Here is a 15915-nt window from a genome sequence, read left to right as displayed (position 1 = left end):
ACCTGAAGAGGTGGCTGAAAGGGAAGACCGGAAGGAGAGGAAACCGGTCAGGGTTACGGCCGGGAGGGCTGCCGAGGCAAGCCGGATCAGTGGGGGCTGCGGGCTTCGTCAAGGACGTTTTTGCAGCGGATGCGCGGATTATCCTCAGCCGCCGGCGGGCAGTGAAATCAACTCTGACTATGCTGGTGATAGGCGACGGGACTGCGTCGCAATGAAGCGGGGGCGATCAGGTTGGGGCATTTGCCGCACAGGAATGGTGCGGTGCGTGCGACGTGAATATCCAACCGATTGATATCAAAGCGTTTATGCCGATGGCACGGGCCTTGCGATGGCCTGTATGTCCGGAGTGACAAGGAGTACGGCATGATCCGCACCTATTTTGATGAAATGTACGATGCCGGCGGCCAGATCCGCCCGCATTACCGGGAGTTTGCCCGCTGGCTGGCCGAGACGCCTGACGAATTGCTGGCCCAGCGGCGACGCGAGGCCGATCTGCTGTTCCATCGTGCCGGGATCACGTTCACGCTCTACGGGGACGAGCAAGGGACAGAACGCCTGATTCCCTTCGACACCATTCCGCGCAGCATCCCCGCCAGCGAGTGGCGGATTGTCGAGCGCGGCTGCATCCAGCGGGTCAAGGCGCTGAACATGTTCCTCGCCGACCTTTACCACGAGCAGCGCATCATCAAGGCCGGGATCATTCCAGCCGAGCAGGTGCTGGCCAACGAGCAATACCAGTTGGCGATGCAGGGGCTGGATCTGCACCGCGATATCTATTCGCACATTTCCGGCGTCGATCTGGTGCGTGACGGCGACGGTACGTATTACGTGCTCGAGGACAACCTGCGCACGCCGAGCGGCGTGAGCTACATGCTCGAAGACCGCAAGATGATGATGCGCCTGTTCCCCGAGCTGTTCGCCGCCCAGCGCATCGCCCCGATCGACCATTATCCGAACCTGTTGCTCGACACCCTGAAAAGTTCAAGCCCGATCGACGACCCGAGCGTCGTGGTGCTGACACCAGGTCGTTTCAACAGCGCGTTTTTCGAGCACGCGTTCCTCGCTCGGGAAATGGGCGTGGAACTGGTGGAGGGCGCGGACCTGTTCGTGCGCGACGACAAGGTTTTCATGCGCACCACCGACGGCCCGAAAGCGGTGGACGTGATCTACCGCCGGCTCGACGACGCGTTTCTGGATCCGCTGGCCTTCCGCCCGGATTCGATGCTCGGCGTGCCGGGGCTGCTGTCGTCCTATCGCTCGGGCAACGTGGTGCTGGCCAACGCGATCGGCACCGGCGTGGCGGACGACAAATCGGTGTATCCGTTTGTCACCGAGATGATCCGTTTCTACCTCGACGAAGAACCGATCCTGAAGAACGTGCCGACCTGGCAATGCCGTAATCCGTCCGAGCTTTCCCACGTGCTGGCCAATCTTCCCGATCTGGTGGTCAAGGAGACTCAGGGCTCCGGCGGTTACGGCATGCTCGTGGGGCCCGCAGCGACGACAGCGGAAATCGATGCATTCCGCGAGCGGATCAAGGCCAAGCCTCACGCCTACATCGCGCAACCGACGCTGTCGCTGTCAACCTGTCCGACCTTTGTCGAAAACGGCATTGCGCCGCGCCATATCGACCTGCGCCCGTTCGTATTGTCCGGCCGCGAAACCCGGGTCGTGCCCGGCGGTTTGACCCGTGTCGCCCTGCGTGAAGGCTCTCTGGTGGTGAATTCATCCCAGGGTGGCGGAACCAAGGACACCTGGGTGGTCGAGGATTGAAGGAAGCCTGCCATGTTAAGTAGAACTGCCTCGGATCTGTACTGGATGTCGCGTTACCTGGAGCGGGCGGAAAACCTCGCCCGCATGCTCGATGTCAGCTATTCGCTGTCGCTGATGCCGCAGGACGGCCGTGGCGACGGTCTGCACGAACTGGCGATGCCGCTGCTGATCACCGGCACGCTGGACGATTACCTGGAACGCCACGGCGAGTTGCATGCCGAACGATTGCTGCACTTTTTCGCCCTCGACGCGGCCAACCCCGCGAGCATCTACAGCTGTCTCGGTGCGGCGCGAGCCAGCGCCCACGCGGTGCGCGGTCGGATCACCGCCGACATGTGGGAGAACATCAACGCCACCTGGCTGGAGATCCGCGGGATTGCCAATCAGGGCCTCAGCCGCTATGGCATGAGCCGCTTCTGCGAGTGGATCAAGGAACGTTCGCATCTGTTCCGGGGGGCGTCCTACGGCACCATCATGCGTAACGATGCGTTTCGTTTCATTCGCCTGGGCACGTTCATCGAGCGCGCGGACAACACGCTGCGACTACTCGATGCTCGCTATGAAATGGCGGGTGATCAAGCCGAAGCGGTCAGCGATGGCACCGCTCACGCCTATTACCAGTGGAGTGCGCTGTTGCGAGCGCTGTCATCGTTCGAGGCCTACACCGAGATCTATCGCGATGCGCCGGGCGCCCGGCATGTGGCCGAGTTGCTGCTGTTGCGTGCCGATGTGCCGCGTTCGCTGCGGGCCTGCACCGAAGAAATCGACCAGATTCTGGCGCAGTTGCCGGGGGCAAACGGTCGTCCCGCGCAACGGCTTGCAGCGGAAATGGACGCACGCCTGCGCTACACCGGCATTCAAGAAATTCTCGAGGAAGGGCTGCACGCCTGGCTCACCGAGTTCATCCCGCTGGTTCGCCAGTTGGGCAACGCCATTCACAGTTCCTACCTGGAGGCCGCATGAGACTTTCCATCAGCCACGAGACCACCTATCACTACGAAGATCAGGTGCGCGCGAGCATCCAGTACCTGCGCCTGACACCCCACGACAGCGAGCGTCAGCATGTGCTGAGCTGGCAGCTCGACCTGCCGCGCCCGGTGCGGGCCCAGCTCGATCCGTTCGGCAACATCCTGCATGTGCTGACCATGGACGAGCCCCACGAAGCGATCATCATCGGTGCCCGTGGGCAGGTTGATATCGACGAATTGCGCGAAGCGGAGCATGAGAGCCAGTCGGCGCTGCCGTTCCTGCGTTTCACCCGGCTGACCGAGGCTGACGAGGCGCTGCGGGCGTTCGCCGAGAAGTCCTGCAAACAACGACGGGACCGCAACGCATTGATTGACCTGATGCATGGGCTGAACCAGCACATGACCTACACGCCGGGTTCCACCGAGGTCGACACCAGCGCCGCCGAGGCCTTCGCCGGACGTGCGGGTGTTTGCCAGGACCACGCCCACGCATTTCTGGCCTGTGCGCGCAGCCTCGGTGTGCCGTCGCGCTATGTGTCGGGTTATCTGTACAGCGAGGATTGCGAACACCTGGCCAGTCACGCCTGGGCCGAAGCCTGGATCGATGACGCCTGGTACAGCTTTGACGTGACCAATGAACTGGCGCGGCCGGAACGACACTTGAAATTGGCGGTGGGCCTGGATTACCTCGACGCCTGCCCGGTGCGGGGCATGCGTCGGGGCGGCGGGTCAGAGCAGATGCACGCGAAAGTGCTGGTGTCGCCGACACCTGCGCCGGTTATCTCGGTGCAACAGCAGTAAACGATGTTGTCGGTTTACTTGGCGGGCGCAACCTTGCGCCCGGCCATGTGCTGTAAGTACCCCACCAGTTTCTGCAGATCCGCGTCCGGTAACACCTCGGCGGAAAACCCCGGCATCTTCGCCTGTGGCCACTGGCGCAGACTCTGCGGATCGCGGATGTAGCGCTTGAGGAAGTCCGCGCCGAAGTATTCGGTCGGGTTGTATGGAATATTCAGGTCCGGCCCGAATTGCGCATCGCCCGCACCATTGAGGCGATGGCAGGCCAGGCAATTCTTCTGGAATAGCGCGAAACCTTGATTCACCGGATCATCGGCCTTCAGCGCAGGATCCGGCAGCAGGGCAGGGAAGCGCTCGGCCACTGGCGCCATGCGCTTGATGCTCGCGACTTCAAATGGCCATTGTTCCGGACTGATATTGCCGGCCTGCGGATCGGTCCACACCAGATAGAACGGCCCGGCGCTGTGCTTGCCCTCCGACAGCGGCGGCCAGGGCTGTGCCGGATCTTCGATGGCCAGCCAGGCGCGCGAACCCTTGTTGTTCAGTAGCGGCGCGGCGGACAGCTCAGCGGCAAAACCGTCCAGCGCTACGGCTTGCAGGTGATCGTCCGGTTTGATGCCGGGCAGCAGCGCGGCCATCGGCACGGCGCGATAAGTCATGTCCTTCTTGTAGGACACATCATTCTTGATCGTGAGGGTTTGTACCTGAGGATGCTTGAGCAATTCCTCGGTCTGCCAGATGCGGCTGTTCTCGCCCAGCTCCAAATTCAGCTGTGCGGCAGACAGGGGCAAGCTCAGCAGCATGGCCCCGAACATAATGAGCGTTTTCAAGTGATCGCCGTCCATGTCGTGGAAGTGCGCAGAGATTGGCACAGCCACGCTGGCCCGGATAGCGGGCCAGTCACATTTTCAGTGGCGATGAACTATACCTGCCGCTTGAATCAGCCGATGACCTTGGTCAGATTCGGCAGAATCAACAACAGCGTCGTGGCGAAAAGAATGAGCCCTGCTTGACGAACTTTCGGTTGTTTGAACATGGCTTGACCGCCTTTTTTGTTATTTCCTGATGCTTGCCTGCATGTCCATGATGGCAAGCGCTGCACTTCCTGTAGCGAACGCCTGTCTCGGCAAAACCCGACGACAATGACGTACATCTTCACCTTAGGGCCCGCGTCACGCTTCGCTTAGATCCATTTCGTATGTATTTCATACTGATCGCGATTAAAAAGGCATGAGGCCCATTGCCAGCTTCTTTGTCGCCCTTTTGCTAGACAGCTCGCGCACCTGAACCGGTTAATCAAGGCACGGATGACCGTCCGTCTGAGCGTGCGCGTCAACGTCATTGAGCGCTGTGGTCATTGAATCCATGACCTGCGAAGACAACAGTGACAGCACGAATTTCACTCACCGCACAGGTTCGAGGACGTCATGACCCAAGCTTTGATTTTCGACGCGTTACGTACGCCCCGTGGCAAGGGCAAGGCCGACGGTTCGCTGCACAGCGTCAAACCGGTGAACCTGGTGGCCGGGCTCTTGAGCGCTTTGCAGGTTCGTACCGAACTGGACACCAGCCAGGTCGATGACGTCGTGCTCGGTTGTGTCACGCCGATTGGCGATCAGGGCTCGGACATCGCCAAGACTGCCGTGCAGGTGGCCGATTGGGACGTCAGCGTCGCGGGCGTGCAGATCAACCGCTTCTGCGCGTCAGGGCTGGAGGCGGTAAACCTGGGGGCGATGAAAGTGCGCTCCGGGTTCGAAGACCTGGTGGTGGTCGGCGGTGTGGAATCCATGTCCCGCGTGCCGATGGGTAGCGACGGCGGCGCTTGGGCGCTGGATCCGCAAACCAATTTGCACAGCCATTTCACACCGCAAGGCGTCGGCGCGGATCTGATCGCCACGCTTGAAGGTTTCAGCCGTCAGGACGTCGATGCCTACGCGCTGCACTCGCAGCACAAAGCCGCTCGCGCCCGGGCCGACGGTTCGTTCAATAAGTCATTGGTGCCGGTGCAGGACCAGAACGGCATCATCCTGCTCGATCACGATGAGTTCATTCGTGCAGAGTCGACCCTTGAAGGTCTGGGCAAGCTCAAGCCGAGCTTCGAGATGATCGGCCAGATGGGTTTCGACGCCACGGCATTGCGGGTCTACAGCCATGTCGAGCGCATCAACCATGTGCACACGCCGGGCAACAGCTCGGGGATCGTCGACGGCGCGGCACTGATGTTGATCGGCTCCGAGGCCAAGGGGCGGGCGCTGGGCCTGCAACCCCGGGCGCGGATCGTCGCCACGGCGATCACCAGCACTGACCCGACCATCATGCTCACCGGCCCGGCGCCGGCCACTCGCAAGGCGCTGGCCAAGGCCGGGCTGCGGGTGGAAGACATCGACCTGTTCGAGGTCAACGAGGCGTTTGCCTCGGTGGTGCTGAAGTTCATCAAGGACATGGCTGTCGACCCGGACAAGGTCAACGTCAATGGCGGCTCGATCGCCATGGGCCACCCGTTGGGGGCCACCGGTTGCGCGATCCTCGGCACCTTGCTCGATGAACTGGAAGCCCGACGCCTGCGCTACGGCCTCGCGACGCTGTGCGTCGGCGGCGGCATGGGTATCGCCACCATCATCGAACGCCTCTGACCCCAAGGAATCCTGTCATGACCCAAGCCATTCGTTACGAAAAAGGCCAGGACGGCATCGTCCTCCTGACCATCGACATGCCGGGCCAGAGCGCCAACACCATGAACGCGGTGTACCGCGAGGCCATGGCCGAAAGCGTCGCCCGATTGCAGGCGGAAAAAGATGACATCGCCGGGGTGATCATCACGTCGGCCAAGAAAACCTTCTTCGCCGGTGGCGACCTGAATGAACTGATCAAGGTTGGCAAGCCCGAAGCCAAGGCTTTCTACGACATGGTGCTGACCCTCAAGGGGCAGTTGCGCACCCTGGAAACCCTCGGCAAACCGGTGGTCGCGGCGATCAACGGCGCGGCGCTCGGCGGCGGCTGGGAAATCTGCCTGGCCTGCCACCACCGCGTGGCCATGGACGATGCGTCGATACAGCTCGGTTTGCCGGAAGTGACCCTCGGGCTGTTGCCGGGCGGCGGTGGCGTGGTGCGCATGGTGCGCATGCTCGGTATTGAAAAGGCTCTGCCATATCTGCTCGAAGGCAAGAAGGTTCGTCCGCAACAGGCATTGCAGGCGGGTTTGATCGATGAGCTGGCGGCGGATCGCGATGAGTTGCTGGCCAAGGCCCGGGCCTGGATTCTGGCCAATCCTGCGGCCGTGCAGCGTTGGGACGTAAAGGGCTATCAGATTCCCGGCGGTACGCCGTCGAACCCGAAAGTCGCGCAGATGCTGGCGATTGCGCCGTCGATCCTGCGCACCAAAACCCAGGGCACGTTGCCGGCGCCGGAGAAGATTCTGTGCGCGGCGGTGGAAGGCGCGCAGGTGGATTTCGACACGGCGCACCTGATCGAAACCCGTTATTTCACTGAACTGACCACTGGCCAGATCTCGAAAAACCTGATCGGCACCTTCTGGTTCCAGCTCAATGAAATCAATGCCGGCGGTTCTCGGCCGCAGGGTTTTGCGCCTTATGTGACGAAGCGTGTGGGCGTCCTCGGCGCGGGCATGATGGGCGCGGGAATCGCCTATGTCAGCGCGTCGGCCGGGATCGACGTCGTGCTCAAGGACGTCAACCTCGCGGCTGCGGAAAAGGGCAAGGCGCATTCGGCGGCGTTGCTGGACAAGAAAGTTGCTCGCGGGCAGATGAATGCGCAACAGCGTGAAGCGGTTCTGGCGCGTATCCAGACCACTGAAAGCGATACCGATCTGGCAGGCTGCGATCTGATCATCGAGGCGGTGTTCGAGGATCGTCAACTCAAGGCCAAGGTCTCGGCAGCGGCGCAGCAAGTGGTCGGCGCCGACGCGGTGATTGCTTCCAACACCTCTACCTTGCCAATCACTGGTTTGGCGACCGCAGTACCGGATCAAGGCAAGTTCATCGGCCTGCACTTCTTCAGCCCGGTGGAAAAAATGCCGTTGGTGGAAATCATCAAAGGCGCGCAAACCAGCGACGAAACCCTCGCACGCGGGTTCGATTTCGTACTGCAAATCAAGAAAACCCCGATTGTGGTCAACGACAGTCGCGGCTTCTTCACTTCGCGAGTATTCGGCACCTTCATCAATGAAGGCATTGCGATGCTGGGTGAGGGCGTCAGTGCGCCGATGATCGAGACCGAAGCGCGCAAGGCCGGCATGCCTGTCGGGCCGCTGGCGATCTCTGACGAAGTTTCCCTCAGCCTGATGAGCCATATCCGTCAACAAACGGCCAAAGACCTTCAAGCAGAAGGGAAACCGCTGATTGAGCACCCGGCGTTTGCCGTGATTGACTTGCTGCTCAACGAATACAAGCGGCCGGGCAAGGCCGCGGGAGGCGGTTTTTATGAGTACCCGTCGGGTGGGCAGAAGCATCTGTGGCCCGAACTGAAAACCCGCTTCGAGAAAGCCGACGGGCAGATTTCGCCGAAGGACGTGCGTGATCGACTGCTGTTCGTGCAGGCGATTGAAACCGTACGTTGCGTGGAGGAGGGCGTGCTGACGTCGACGGCGGATGCGAACGTCGGCTCGATTTTCGGTATCGGCTTCGCGGCATGGACGGGCGGTGCGCTGCAGTTCATCAACCAATATGGGGTGAAGGACTTTGTCGCGCGGGCGCAGTACCTGGCGGAACAGTACGGTGAGCGTTTCGCACCGCCAGCGCTGCTGCTGGAGAAGGCTGCGAAAGGCGAGTTGTTCTAACGGGCTGGGAACGCATTTCGGGGCTTGCCTTGCCGGGTGGTTTCGAGGCAGGCTCTGGGGTGTGCATTATTCCCATCACGTGTCAGGTATTTTTTATGTCGCTACGCATCTGCATTCTGGAAACCGACATCCTGCGTCCGGAACTGGTCGATCAATATCAGGGTTACGGGCAGATGTTCCAGCGCCTGTTCTCGCAGCAACCGATCGCCGCCGAGTTCACGGTCTACAACGTGATGCAGGGCGATTATCCGAGTGATGACCTGACCTTCGATGCTTACCTGGTGACCGGCAGCAAGGCCGACTCGTTTGGTACCGATCCGTGGATCCAGACACTCAAGCAATACCTCCTGACCCGTTATGAGCGCGGCGACAAACTGCTGGGCGTGTGCTTCGGCCATCAGTTGCTGGCACTGCTGCTGGGCGGCAAGAGCGAGCGTGCTACGCAAGGTTGGGGCGTCGGCATTCACAATTACAAACTGGCGGCCAAGGCACCGTGGATGAGCCCGGTGCGCGAAGAGCTGACGCTTTTGATCAGCCACCAGGATCAGGTGACGGTGCTGCCGGAGAACGCAACGGTGATTGCTTCCAGCGATTTCTGCCCGTACGCGGCGTACCACATCAACGATCAGGTGCTGTGCTTCCAGGGACATCCGGAATTCATTCACGACTATTCGCGAGCGCTGCTGGATCTGCGTCAGGAAGCGCTGGGCGAGCAGGTCTACAGCAAGGGCGTGGCCAGTCTGGAACATCAGCACCACGGCACCACCGTGGCGGAATGGATGATGCGCTTCGTGGCGCACAAACCGACCGCTGCTTGAGCCCTGACGCCCTCGTGCCTTGCAACGGGGGCGTTTTTTCTTATAGCCAGCCGGATTTCTTGAAGCTTGCCCACAGGCTCACGCAGCCGACCGTGATAAATCCCAGCACGCCGAAATAGCCGTAATGCCAGCTCAGCTCCGGCATGTTCTGGAAGTTCATCCCGTAAATCCCGGCCACCGCCGTCGGGAACGCCAGAATCGCCGCCCACGCAGCGAATTTACGCTGCACGACGCTCTGGCGTGAGGCTTCCAGCAGCACGCCGATTTCGATGGTCTGGCTGGCGATGTCGGCCAGGGTGGTCAGATCTTCCATCTGCCGGTTCACGTGGATCTGTACGTCGCGAAAGTACGGGCGCATGTTCTTGTCGATGAAGGGGAAGCTCAGCTTCTGCAGTTCCTCGCCGATTTCCACCATCGGCGCGGCGTATCGACGCAAACGCAGGACATCGCGACGCAGGCCGTGAAGCTTCTGGATGTCGTGCTCATTCAGTGCGCTGCACAACACGTTGCGCTCCAGTTCATCTATCTCGGCGTGGATCGCTTCACCCACCGGCTGATAGTTTTCGATGACGAAATCCAGCAGCGCATACAGTACGAAATCTTCCCCGTGTTCCAGCAACAGTGGCCGCGCCTCACAGCGTTGGCGGACATGGGCGTAGGACGCCGAGTGACCGTTGCGGGCGGTGATGATGTAGCCCTTGCCGGCGAAGATGTGGGTTTCGATGAACTGCAGAATTCCGTGTTCGCGCACCGGCGAGTAGGTGACGATGAATAGCGCGTCGCCAAAGGTTTCCAGCTTCGGCCGGCTGTGCTTTTCCAGGGCGTCTTCAATGGCCAGTTCGTGCAGGTTGAACTGGCGTTGCAGGTTGGACAGTTCCTGAGCGTTCGGCTCTTCGAGGCCGATCCAGACGAAGTGGCCGGTCTTGGCGGCCCAGGCCGCGCCTTCGTCGAGGGAAATATTGGTGACTTTCTTACCGGCGCTGTAAACCGCAGCAGCAACAACTCGACCCATGGTGGTGATTCACTTCTTCTTGACAGATGGCAGGGGAGACATGACTTCAGCTTAGCCATGTCGCTGCTTGAGAGTCAGTGAAATCTGCACAGTTCACCGGGCAAAAGAAAACCCGCACGGGGCGGGCTTCTTTTTTATGCGGCTTGCAGTTGCCGATCCATTGCATCGATGCACTCGCGCATCTGCTCGCGGCACTGGCTGATGAGCATGGGCATGTCGTCCATGGTCAGTCCGGCGGTAGGAATGGCCGGCAGCGAGCGTATGAGAATTTTCCCGCTGTGCCAGCGGTTCAGGCGCATGTGCTTGATGTAGCTGCTGACACACACCGGAACGATCGGCACTCCGGCGGCGATGGCCATCTGGAATGCGCCTTTCTTGAACGGCAGCATTTCCTCACCCAGGTTGCGAGTGCCTTCCGGGAAGACCCAGATCGAGGTGTCCTTGTGCTGCAAGGTGTCAGTGGTGGTCAGCATCGACCGGCGCGCCTTGTGCGCGTTCCCGCGATCGATCAACACATTGCCCGCCAGCCAGAACAGCTGCCCGAACAGCGGCACCCACTTCAGGCTTTTTTTGCCGATGCACACCGTACGACGCGGCACCACGTTACCGAACACGAACAGGTCGTAGTTGGACTGGTGGTTGGCAATGATCACGCAGCTGTCGGGTTTGTTCATCAATGGGCCCACATCGGCCTTCACCCGCAGACGCAAAATGCACATGGCCGGCAATGCATAGAGGCGGGCACACAGGCGACTGTTGTCCGGATTGAATGGCCGGCACAGCCCGAGTATCACTCCGAGTATTCCCGCAAGAATAAAGTGCAGGCTCATCAATAACATACGAAACACAAACAGCATTTTCAGGCCCATCGGGACAAAAGGTGGCGCAGTGTACGGATGTGCACTGTTTTCGGCAATTGCCGCTAAAGAGTCCGGAGATGGGCGATGTTTAAGCGCATGTTTCCGACTTGTTGGTCAGAGGCGTCCTAGAGCTGCTGCCGAGTTTTCAACAGAGCGTGCAAGAAAAAGCCCGACACGACGGTCGGGCTTTTCTGAATCGGGGCGAGCCGGGTATCAGCCCAGATGCTCCTGATCCTGGATGATCGCGTTGTCCAGAGTTTCCAGCAGCGCCTTGCGCACCTTCAACTTGGTGTTCTTGTGCGCAGTCATGTTGATCTTCTTCAGCTGACGCGCGGCGGCGAGGGCGGCACCTTGCAGTTCCTCGGCAGAAACTACTTTGTCGAGGAAACCGGCATCCACTGCACTTTGCGGATCAAACATCTCGCCGTTGATCACCGAACGGTGGAAAGCCGAGCGACGCAGGCGATCACGGGCCAGCTCGATGCCGGCGTGGTGCATGGTCATGCCGATCTGCACTTCATTCAGACCAATGCTGAACGGGCCGTCGACACCGATCCGATAGTCGGCGGACAACAGAATGAACGCACCTTTGGCCACGGCATGTCCCGGGCACGCAACGATCACCGGGAACGGGTGCGACAGCAGGCGGCGGGCCAGGGTCGAGCCGGCGGTTACCAGCGACACCGCTTCCTTAGGGCCGGCAGTCATCACTTTCAGGTCATAGCCGCCAGAGAGAATGCCCGGCTGACCGGTGATGATCACGACGGCACGATCCGCCACTGCCTGATCCAGCGCCGCGTTGAAGGCTGCGATCACGTCCGGGGAAATGGCGTTGACCTTGCCGTTGCTCAGGGTCAGGGTCGCGATACCGTCTTCGAGGTGGTAGGCAATCAGGTCGCTCATGGCGCAATTCCTTATAAGAAAGATGGGCAGACGTTACCCACCGTCGCCGGTCAGGTAAAGCAATGTGACTGACCCGCCAGTCACCGTTTGCCGACTGACACGACGCGTGGCTGACGCATTCGCGCCCATATAGAAGGGCTGCGCTCACCGGAGATTGGCCGGATCGTCATGGTTCCATGAGGGGGGGTAACGACTTTTTCTCTTAACCGCATGAAAATTCTGAAAAAAAGTTTGCCATCAGAAAAGCTTTCGACTACATTAGCGCGCCTCGACAGACAGAACATGTTTGAAGAGATACGGTGAAGTGTCCGAGTGGCTTAAGGAGCACGCCTGGAAAGTGTGTATACAGGAAACTGTATCGAGAGTTCGAATCTCTCCTTCACCGCCAAATTCGATGTAAACAAAACCCCTGGTTTCTATGGAAACCAGGGGTTTTGTGCATTCTGGCGCCAGTATTTTTTGGTCACAGAGACGGATTCGGCTTCCTTTTGCCAGGGCATTACAATCGCGGCTATTTCCGGCATGTAAAAGGACGACCTCCATGATCATTTCTACCACCCACTCCATCGAAGGCCGGCAAATTACGGCTTATCTGGATATCGTCAGTGCCGAGTCGGTGCAGGGCGTGAATGTGATTCGCGATATGTTTGCCGGGATGCGGGACTTTTTCGGCGGGCGTTCGCAGACGCTGGAGCGGGCGTTGAAGGAGGCGCGTGTTCAGGCGACTGACGAGATCAAGGAGCGCGCGCGGGCTTTGCAGGCGGATGCGGTGGTCGGGGTGGATTTCGAGATCAGCATGCCGGCAGGGAAGGGTGGCATGGTAGTGGTGTTTGCGACCGGCACGGCGGTCAAGTTGCGCTGAGGCATGTGAGCCCATTCAATGGAATGGGCCCTTTACTGACAATCAGCCCTGTGGTTTGAGCAGCGCGGTGCCTTTCAAGTCGTAGGTCAGCAGCGTTTTTAGCGGCGCGGGACCAATGGTTCGTCATTGTGTTTAATTTCCGTAGGCCATTCGTCGGCCCCCAGATGATCTGAATCACAAGTCCAGGAATGACCGGCTAGTCTCAAAAGCCTTGGAGGTCGATATTTTTTCAGGCAAAAGGGTTTGCCGGTGTCGGCCCGCATTTGAAAAGGGGTGATGAGATGACTGATCCGTACATCGAAGACGACGGGGCTGAATTTCCATTCAACAATTGCGTGCGCTGCGGCCAGACGGAGTATCAGGCCGGGTTTGGCGAGGACCCGGTGCAGACCGGCAAGATTAAGTCCACGGCACCCAAGGGGCCGAAGGCGAAGTTCCTGCCGAAGGTCACCACTCGCTCCAGAAAGTGATCCTTATCCTGCAACGCCTCGCCATTGAACGGGGTTTTTTATGCTCTGCCTTGGTCAGGAAGCGTCTTACATCGATTGAGGATTTTGTCTGGTTTTTTTCACAAACTTTTCACACCTGCGTTAGTAGGGTGAAGCCATCCGTTAGAAAGCAAGTCTCCAGCCCGTCTCCCCAGCGGGCTTTTTTTTGCTCGTCATAAAACCTTTTCTGTATTCGCTGTCCAATCGGCGCCAAGCGCGTTGCGACGCTGGACATTGACGCGGCAAGAGCATTCAATCTGCGACCTTTTTTATTCCTTCTGTTGAGGTTTTTCGTCATGCGTTTAACTCTGCCTGCTCTGGTTCTGGGGCTTCTGGTTGCTCAAGGTGCGATGGCTGGCGACGGTACCGCCGCATTGGGTGGCGGTCTGGGCGGCGCTCTGGGTAACGTGGTTGGTCAGAAAATGGGCGGCAGCACCGGTGCAGCGATTGGTGCAGGTGTGGCAGGTGCGGCCGGCAGCGCATTGGCTGCCAAGAAAGGGGCTCGTACCAAAGCGGCCATTGGCGGCGGTGTCGGTGCGGCAGGCGGTTCGGTGATCGGTAACAGCCTGGGCGGCAAGACCGGCGCCACCATCGGTGCTGGCCTGGGCGGCGCAGCCGGTGGCGCGGTGGGCAGCAATCTGTCCAAGGGCCATAAGCGTCACTGATTGCCAACGCGTGACTGAAAAGGCCCGGCTTCATGCCGGGCCTTTTCGTTGCTGAACGTTTTTGCCGGATGCGCCTCCAATACCACATAGCCCCCTCCGCGGGCGTACCGTCCCGACTCGGGACCTGTGAGGTCTGTATGCGATTGACATTATCCGCATTGGTTTTGGGATTGTTCGTGGCCCAAGGTGCCATGGCCGCCGGCGATGGCACTGCCGCCGTGGGTGGCGGATTGGGTGGCGCGTTGGGCAATGTGGTCGGCGGCCAGCTCGGTGGCAGTACCGGCGCGGCGGTAGGTGCTGGCGTTGGCGGTGCGGCCGGCAGTGCCGTTGGAGCGAACAAACGCAATCGTACGGAAGCCGCCATTGGCGGCGGCCTCGGCGCCGCAGGCGGTTCAGTGGTCGGCAACAGCCTCGGTGGCTCGACCGGTTCGACCATCGGCGCAGGGCTGGGCGGCGCGGCGGGTGGTGCGGTCGGTAACAACCTGGGGGACGATGGCGGCAAGTCGCATTCCGGTGGTGGCCACAAGCACAAGTACAAACACAAGAACCGTCATCGTTGAGTGATGGGTTCTACAGAAACCCGGTTTTAAGCCGGGTTTTTTTACGCCTGCGCGTCATGCGCAGGAACGAATGGCGACCATACTTTTCGAACGTCGTATACGAATGCAATTGACGAGGTACGCCATGACTCCTGAAACCGAAGGCAAGGAAGAAAAAGGCCCGAGCGGATTGCCGTTTATCAATGATCCGGGGAATGAAGATCCGGGGTCGTTGATGGATGATGCGACGGTTCCGCTTATGGAGGGTGAGGACGAGCTTGAGTATGAGGATTTTGATGATGATGAGTGATGGGGCACTCGCATCAATTTTCCTGCAGCGATTTTTTGGTGTGCTGTTCGTTAGATTTAAGTAATCTCAACTGAAACAAAATAAAGTGGTTGAGCATGTCTCTTTATAAAAAAAATCGCAAATCTACCAAATAAAATATATCGCGATGGAAGTTAAAGTTTCAGGTCTTAAGGTTTTAATTAAGTTTCATGGAGTGGAGTGGTGGTCAGATAAACCGTAGGTTCGCGAAGGCATATAAAAGCGGTCGTGAAGTGTATCGATGAGTTATCAGAGACGGCCGAAACTTCAAACCGTGAACCAGTATTTTTGATGGTTAACCTCAGGTTTTTGTCTGTAGGTAAATTGTGTAATGCCAAATCCTCTATTTCGCTGCATGTTATACCTATGCGGCAAGCGTTAAATCCCATTTTTTCCCATTTTTTCGGAGGAGTGTCCGGGATTTCAGGTATGTCGAAACCTAAGGTGACGGTCGAGTAATTGTTGTCGATATTTAAGATGAAAAGTTTAATTTCTCCAATGGCTATTGGGGAGCTAAAGATCATGTTGAAAAAAGTGCTTTCTGCTACATCGGTCCAGTGCTTCATGGTTATTTCCTAAAAGGATAGTGCTCGTCTGTATTTTTAACTTTTCCAGTTCTTGGGTTGGCTGCGGGGCGGATGTTGAAATGTGGTCCTTGATCTCCAGTTTTCCTAGGATCGCCGAATTTATGCCCGGCAGAGTGATCTTGCAATATGAGCTTGAAACCATCCTCTCGAGTATACATATACTGCCTAGTTCTAATGGGTATGCCGGAGTCGTTCAAGATGCTTCTGCCGTTTATATCGGTCATGTTGATGTAAATAAACTGACCTGGTTTGCCACTGATCTCGTCAAACTGTACGTCTGGCTGTTGACCTTTTGGAATCCCTGCATCAGCTTTTGCCTGTCTGAAAGCGCCGCGTCTGGAAACATTCGGAAGCTCAACCTCACCAAAATCTGAACAAGCAACTGATTTCCCATTTTTGGGCGGACAATTGGACGTCAATCCCAACGGATCCACCCACCCCGTGGGATTCGGCACGTACCGGTACTGGTTCAGCCCCCCGGCCAGCTTCACCGGATCCGGCGTCAGGTACCGGCCCACC

Annotated in this window: 17 protein-coding genes and 1 tRNA gene; 12 read left to right on the top strand and 6 right to left on the bottom strand. The window is 58.8% G+C overall.

The features are described from left to right. Window positions 1–363 precede the first annotated feature (363 nt). The 3 genes from CAF73_RS28710 to CAF73_RS28700 are packed head-to-tail and all read left to right on the top strand — an operon-like array spanning window position 364 to window position 3542. Window positions 364–1773: a circularly permuted type 2 ATP-grasp protein gene (locus CAF73_RS28710; RefSeq protein WP_039769936.1), complete on the top strand. Its 1410-nt coding sequence runs from the start codon at window positions 364–366 to the stop codon at window positions 1771–1773. A 12-nt stretch (window positions 1774–1785) separates the two neighbouring features. Further along, window positions 1786–2736, top strand: a complete 951-nt coding sequence (locus CAF73_RS28705; RefSeq protein ID WP_007959974.1) for an alpha-E domain-containing protein — start codon at window positions 1786–1788, stop codon at window positions 2734–2736. Then, window positions 2733–3542, top strand: coding sequence for a transglutaminase family protein (locus CAF73_RS28700; RefSeq protein WP_085705298.1), 810 nt, complete (start codon window positions 2733–2735; stop codon window positions 3540–3542). The genes CAF73_RS28705 and CAF73_RS28700 overlap by 4 nt, the downstream gene beginning before the upstream one ends. Before the next feature lie 14 nt (window positions 3543–3556). Here the strand turns inward: CAF73_RS28700 and CAF73_RS28695 are convergent, their stop codons facing one another. Further along, entirely contained in the window at window positions 3557–4384 is an 828-nt protein-coding gene (locus CAF73_RS28695; protein ID WP_085705296.1) for a cytochrome c, read from the bottom strand. A gap of 582 nt (window positions 4385–4966) precedes the next feature. Here CAF73_RS28695 and CAF73_RS28690 point away from each other — a divergent pair. The 3 genes from CAF73_RS28690 (at window position 4967) to CAF73_RS28680 (ending at window position 9152) form a co-directional block, all read left to right on the top strand. Further along, window positions 4967–6172, top strand: coding sequence for an acetyl-CoA C-acetyltransferase (locus CAF73_RS28690; RefSeq protein ID WP_085705294.1), 1206 nt, complete (start codon window positions 4967–4969; stop codon window positions 6170–6172). Between the two features lie 17 nt (window positions 6173–6189). Further along, on the top strand, window positions 6190–8334 hold the full coding sequence (locus CAF73_RS28685; RefSeq protein WP_085705292.1) for a 3-hydroxyacyl-CoA dehydrogenase NAD-binding domain-containing protein: 2145 nt from the start codon (window positions 6190–6192) through the stop codon (window positions 8332–8334). Window positions 8335–8429: 95 nt separating this feature from the next. Continuing rightward, window positions 8430–9152: an amidotransferase gene (locus tag CAF73_RS28680; protein ID WP_085705290.1), complete on the top strand. Its 723-nt coding sequence runs from the start codon at window positions 8430–8432 to the stop codon at window positions 9150–9152. A gap of 40 nt (window positions 9153–9192) precedes the next feature. Here CAF73_RS28680 and CAF73_RS28675 read toward each other — a convergent pair whose 3' ends face one another. The 3 genes from CAF73_RS28675 to CAF73_RS28665 all read right to left on the bottom strand — a co-directional run bounded on the left by CAF73_RS28675 (window position 9193) and on the right by CAF73_RS28665 (window position 11927). Further along, window positions 9193–10164 carry a magnesium and cobalt transport protein CorA gene (locus CAF73_RS28675; RefSeq protein ID WP_011333223.1) on the bottom strand — a complete coding sequence of 324 codons (972 nt, stop codon included), beginning with the start codon at window positions 10162–10164 and terminating at the stop codon, window positions 9193–9195. A 134-nt stretch (window positions 10165–10298) separates the two neighbouring features. Further along, complete coding sequence (locus CAF73_RS28670) at window positions 10299–11021, bottom strand: 1-acylglycerol-3-phosphate O-acyltransferase (RefSeq protein ID WP_085705347.1); 723 nt, start codon at window positions 11019–11021, stop codon at window positions 10299–10301. A gap of 216 nt (window positions 11022–11237) precedes the next feature. Continuing rightward, the gene (locus CAF73_RS28665) at window positions 11238–11927 is read right to left on the bottom strand and encodes a crotonase/enoyl-CoA hydratase family protein (protein ID WP_085701196.1); all 690 of its coding nucleotides are present in this window, start codon (window positions 11925–11927) and stop codon (window positions 11238–11240) included. A gap of 298 nt (window positions 11928–12225) precedes the next feature. On the opposite strand from CAF73_RS28665, the gene CAF73_RS28660 reads away from it, so the two are divergent. The 6 genes from CAF73_RS28660 (at window position 12226) to CAF73_RS30330 (ending at window position 14791) form a co-directional block, all read left to right on the top strand. Further along, a tRNA-Ser gene (locus tag CAF73_RS28660) sits at window positions 12226–12315 on the top strand. Between the two features lie 153 nt (window positions 12316–12468). Next, window positions 12469–12789 carry a YbjQ family protein gene (locus CAF73_RS28655; protein WP_007959944.1) on the top strand — a complete coding sequence of 107 codons (321 nt, stop codon included), beginning with the start codon at window positions 12469–12471 and terminating at the stop codon, window positions 12787–12789. A 281-nt stretch (window positions 12790–13070) separates the two neighbouring features. Next, complete coding sequence (locus CAF73_RS28650; RefSeq protein WP_085701198.1) at window positions 13071–13259, top strand: hypothetical protein; 189 nt, start codon at window positions 13071–13073, stop codon at window positions 13257–13259. A 314-nt stretch (window positions 13260–13573) separates the two neighbouring features. Continuing rightward, on the top strand, window positions 13574–13942 hold the full coding sequence (locus CAF73_RS28640) for a glycine zipper domain-containing protein (RefSeq protein WP_039769955.1): 369 nt from the start codon (window positions 13574–13576) through the stop codon (window positions 13940–13942). A gap of 137 nt (window positions 13943–14079) precedes the next feature. Next, window positions 14080–14502, top strand: coding sequence for a glycine zipper domain-containing protein (locus CAF73_RS28635; RefSeq protein ID WP_085701200.1), 423 nt, complete (start codon window positions 14080–14082; stop codon window positions 14500–14502). Between the two features lie 124 nt (window positions 14503–14626). Beyond that, on the top strand, window positions 14627–14791 hold the full coding sequence (locus CAF73_RS30330) for a hypothetical protein (protein WP_170929804.1): 165 nt from the start codon (window positions 14627–14629) through the stop codon (window positions 14789–14791). A 179-nt stretch (window positions 14792–14970) separates the two neighbouring features. Here the strand turns inward: CAF73_RS30330 and CAF73_RS28625 are convergent, their stop codons facing one another. Together CAF73_RS28625 and CAF73_RS30635 are read right to left on the bottom strand one after the other, a co-directional pair. Continuing rightward, a complete protein-coding gene (locus tag CAF73_RS28625) occupies window positions 14971–15375 on the bottom strand; it encodes an Imm50 family immunity protein (protein ID WP_085705286.1) in 405 nt (134 codons plus the stop codon). A 2-nt stretch (window positions 15376–15377) separates the two neighbouring features. Further along, on the bottom strand, window positions 15378–15915 hold a 538-nt coding region (locus tag CAF73_RS30635; RefSeq protein WP_256574823.1), incomplete at its 5' end, for an HNH/endonuclease VII fold putative polymorphic toxin.

The organism is Pseudomonas sp. B15(2017) (genome assembly GCF_002113215.1).
Classification (GTDB): domain Bacteria; phylum Pseudomonadota; class Gammaproteobacteria; order Pseudomonadales; family Pseudomonadaceae; genus Aquipseudomonas.
The sequence above is the reverse complement of the archived record's forward strand: the minus strand, read 5'-3'. Positions and strand labels throughout refer to the sequence as shown.

Excerpts from the sequence above, each read along its gene's own strand:
- CAF73_RS28710 (WP_039769936.1), top strand. The coding sequence starts at position 364 with ATGATCCGCACCTATTTTGATGAAATGTACGATGCCGGCGGCCAGATC.
- CAF73_RS28705 (WP_007959974.1), top strand. The coding sequence starts at position 1,786 with ATGTTAAGTAGAACTGCCTCGGATCTGTACTGGATGTCGCGTTACCTG.
- CAF73_RS28700 (WP_085705298.1), top strand. The coding sequence starts at position 2,733 with ATGAGACTTTCCATCAGCCACGAGACCACCTATCACTACGAAGATCAG.
- CAF73_RS28695 (WP_085705296.1), bottom strand. The coding sequence starts at position 4,384 with ATGGACGGCGATCACTTGAAAACGCTCATTATGTTCGGGGCCATGCTG.
- CAF73_RS28690 (WP_085705294.1), top strand. The coding sequence starts at position 4,967 with ATGACCCAAGCTTTGATTTTCGACGCGTTACGTACGCCCCGTGGCAAG.
- CAF73_RS28685 (WP_085705292.1), top strand. The coding sequence starts at position 6,190 with ATGACCCAAGCCATTCGTTACGAAAAAGGCCAGGACGGCATCGTCCTC.
- CAF73_RS28680 (WP_085705290.1), top strand. The coding sequence starts at position 8,430 with ATGTCGCTACGCATCTGCATTCTGGAAACCGACATCCTGCGTCCGGAA.
- CAF73_RS28675 (WP_011333223.1), bottom strand. The coding sequence starts at position 10,164 with ATGGGTCGAGTTGTTGCTGCTGCGGTTTACAGCGCCGGTAAGAAAGTC.
- CAF73_RS28670 (WP_085705347.1), bottom strand. The coding sequence starts at position 11,021 with ATGCTGTTTGTGTTTCGTATGTTATTGATGAGCCTGCACTTTATTCTT.
- CAF73_RS28665 (WP_085701196.1), bottom strand. The coding sequence starts at position 11,927 with ATGAGCGACCTGATTGCCTACCACCTCGAAGACGGTATCGCGACCCTG.
- CAF73_RS28655 (WP_007959944.1), top strand. The coding sequence starts at position 12,469 with ATGATCATTTCTACCACCCACTCCATCGAAGGCCGGCAAATTACGGCT.
- CAF73_RS28650 (WP_085701198.1), top strand. The coding sequence starts at position 13,071 with ATGACTGATCCGTACATCGAAGACGACGGGGCTGAATTTCCATTCAAC.
- CAF73_RS28640 (WP_039769955.1), top strand. The coding sequence starts at position 13,574 with ATGCGTTTAACTCTGCCTGCTCTGGTTCTGGGGCTTCTGGTTGCTCAA.
- CAF73_RS28635 (WP_085701200.1), top strand. The coding sequence starts at position 14,080 with ATGCGATTGACATTATCCGCATTGGTTTTGGGATTGTTCGTGGCCCAA.
- CAF73_RS30330 (WP_170929804.1), top strand. The coding sequence starts at position 14,627 with ATGACTCCTGAAACCGAAGGCAAGGAAGAAAAAGGCCCGAGCGGATTG.
- CAF73_RS28625 (WP_085705286.1), bottom strand. The coding sequence starts at position 15,375 with ATGAAGCACTGGACCGATGTAGCAGAAAGCACTTTTTTCAACATGATC.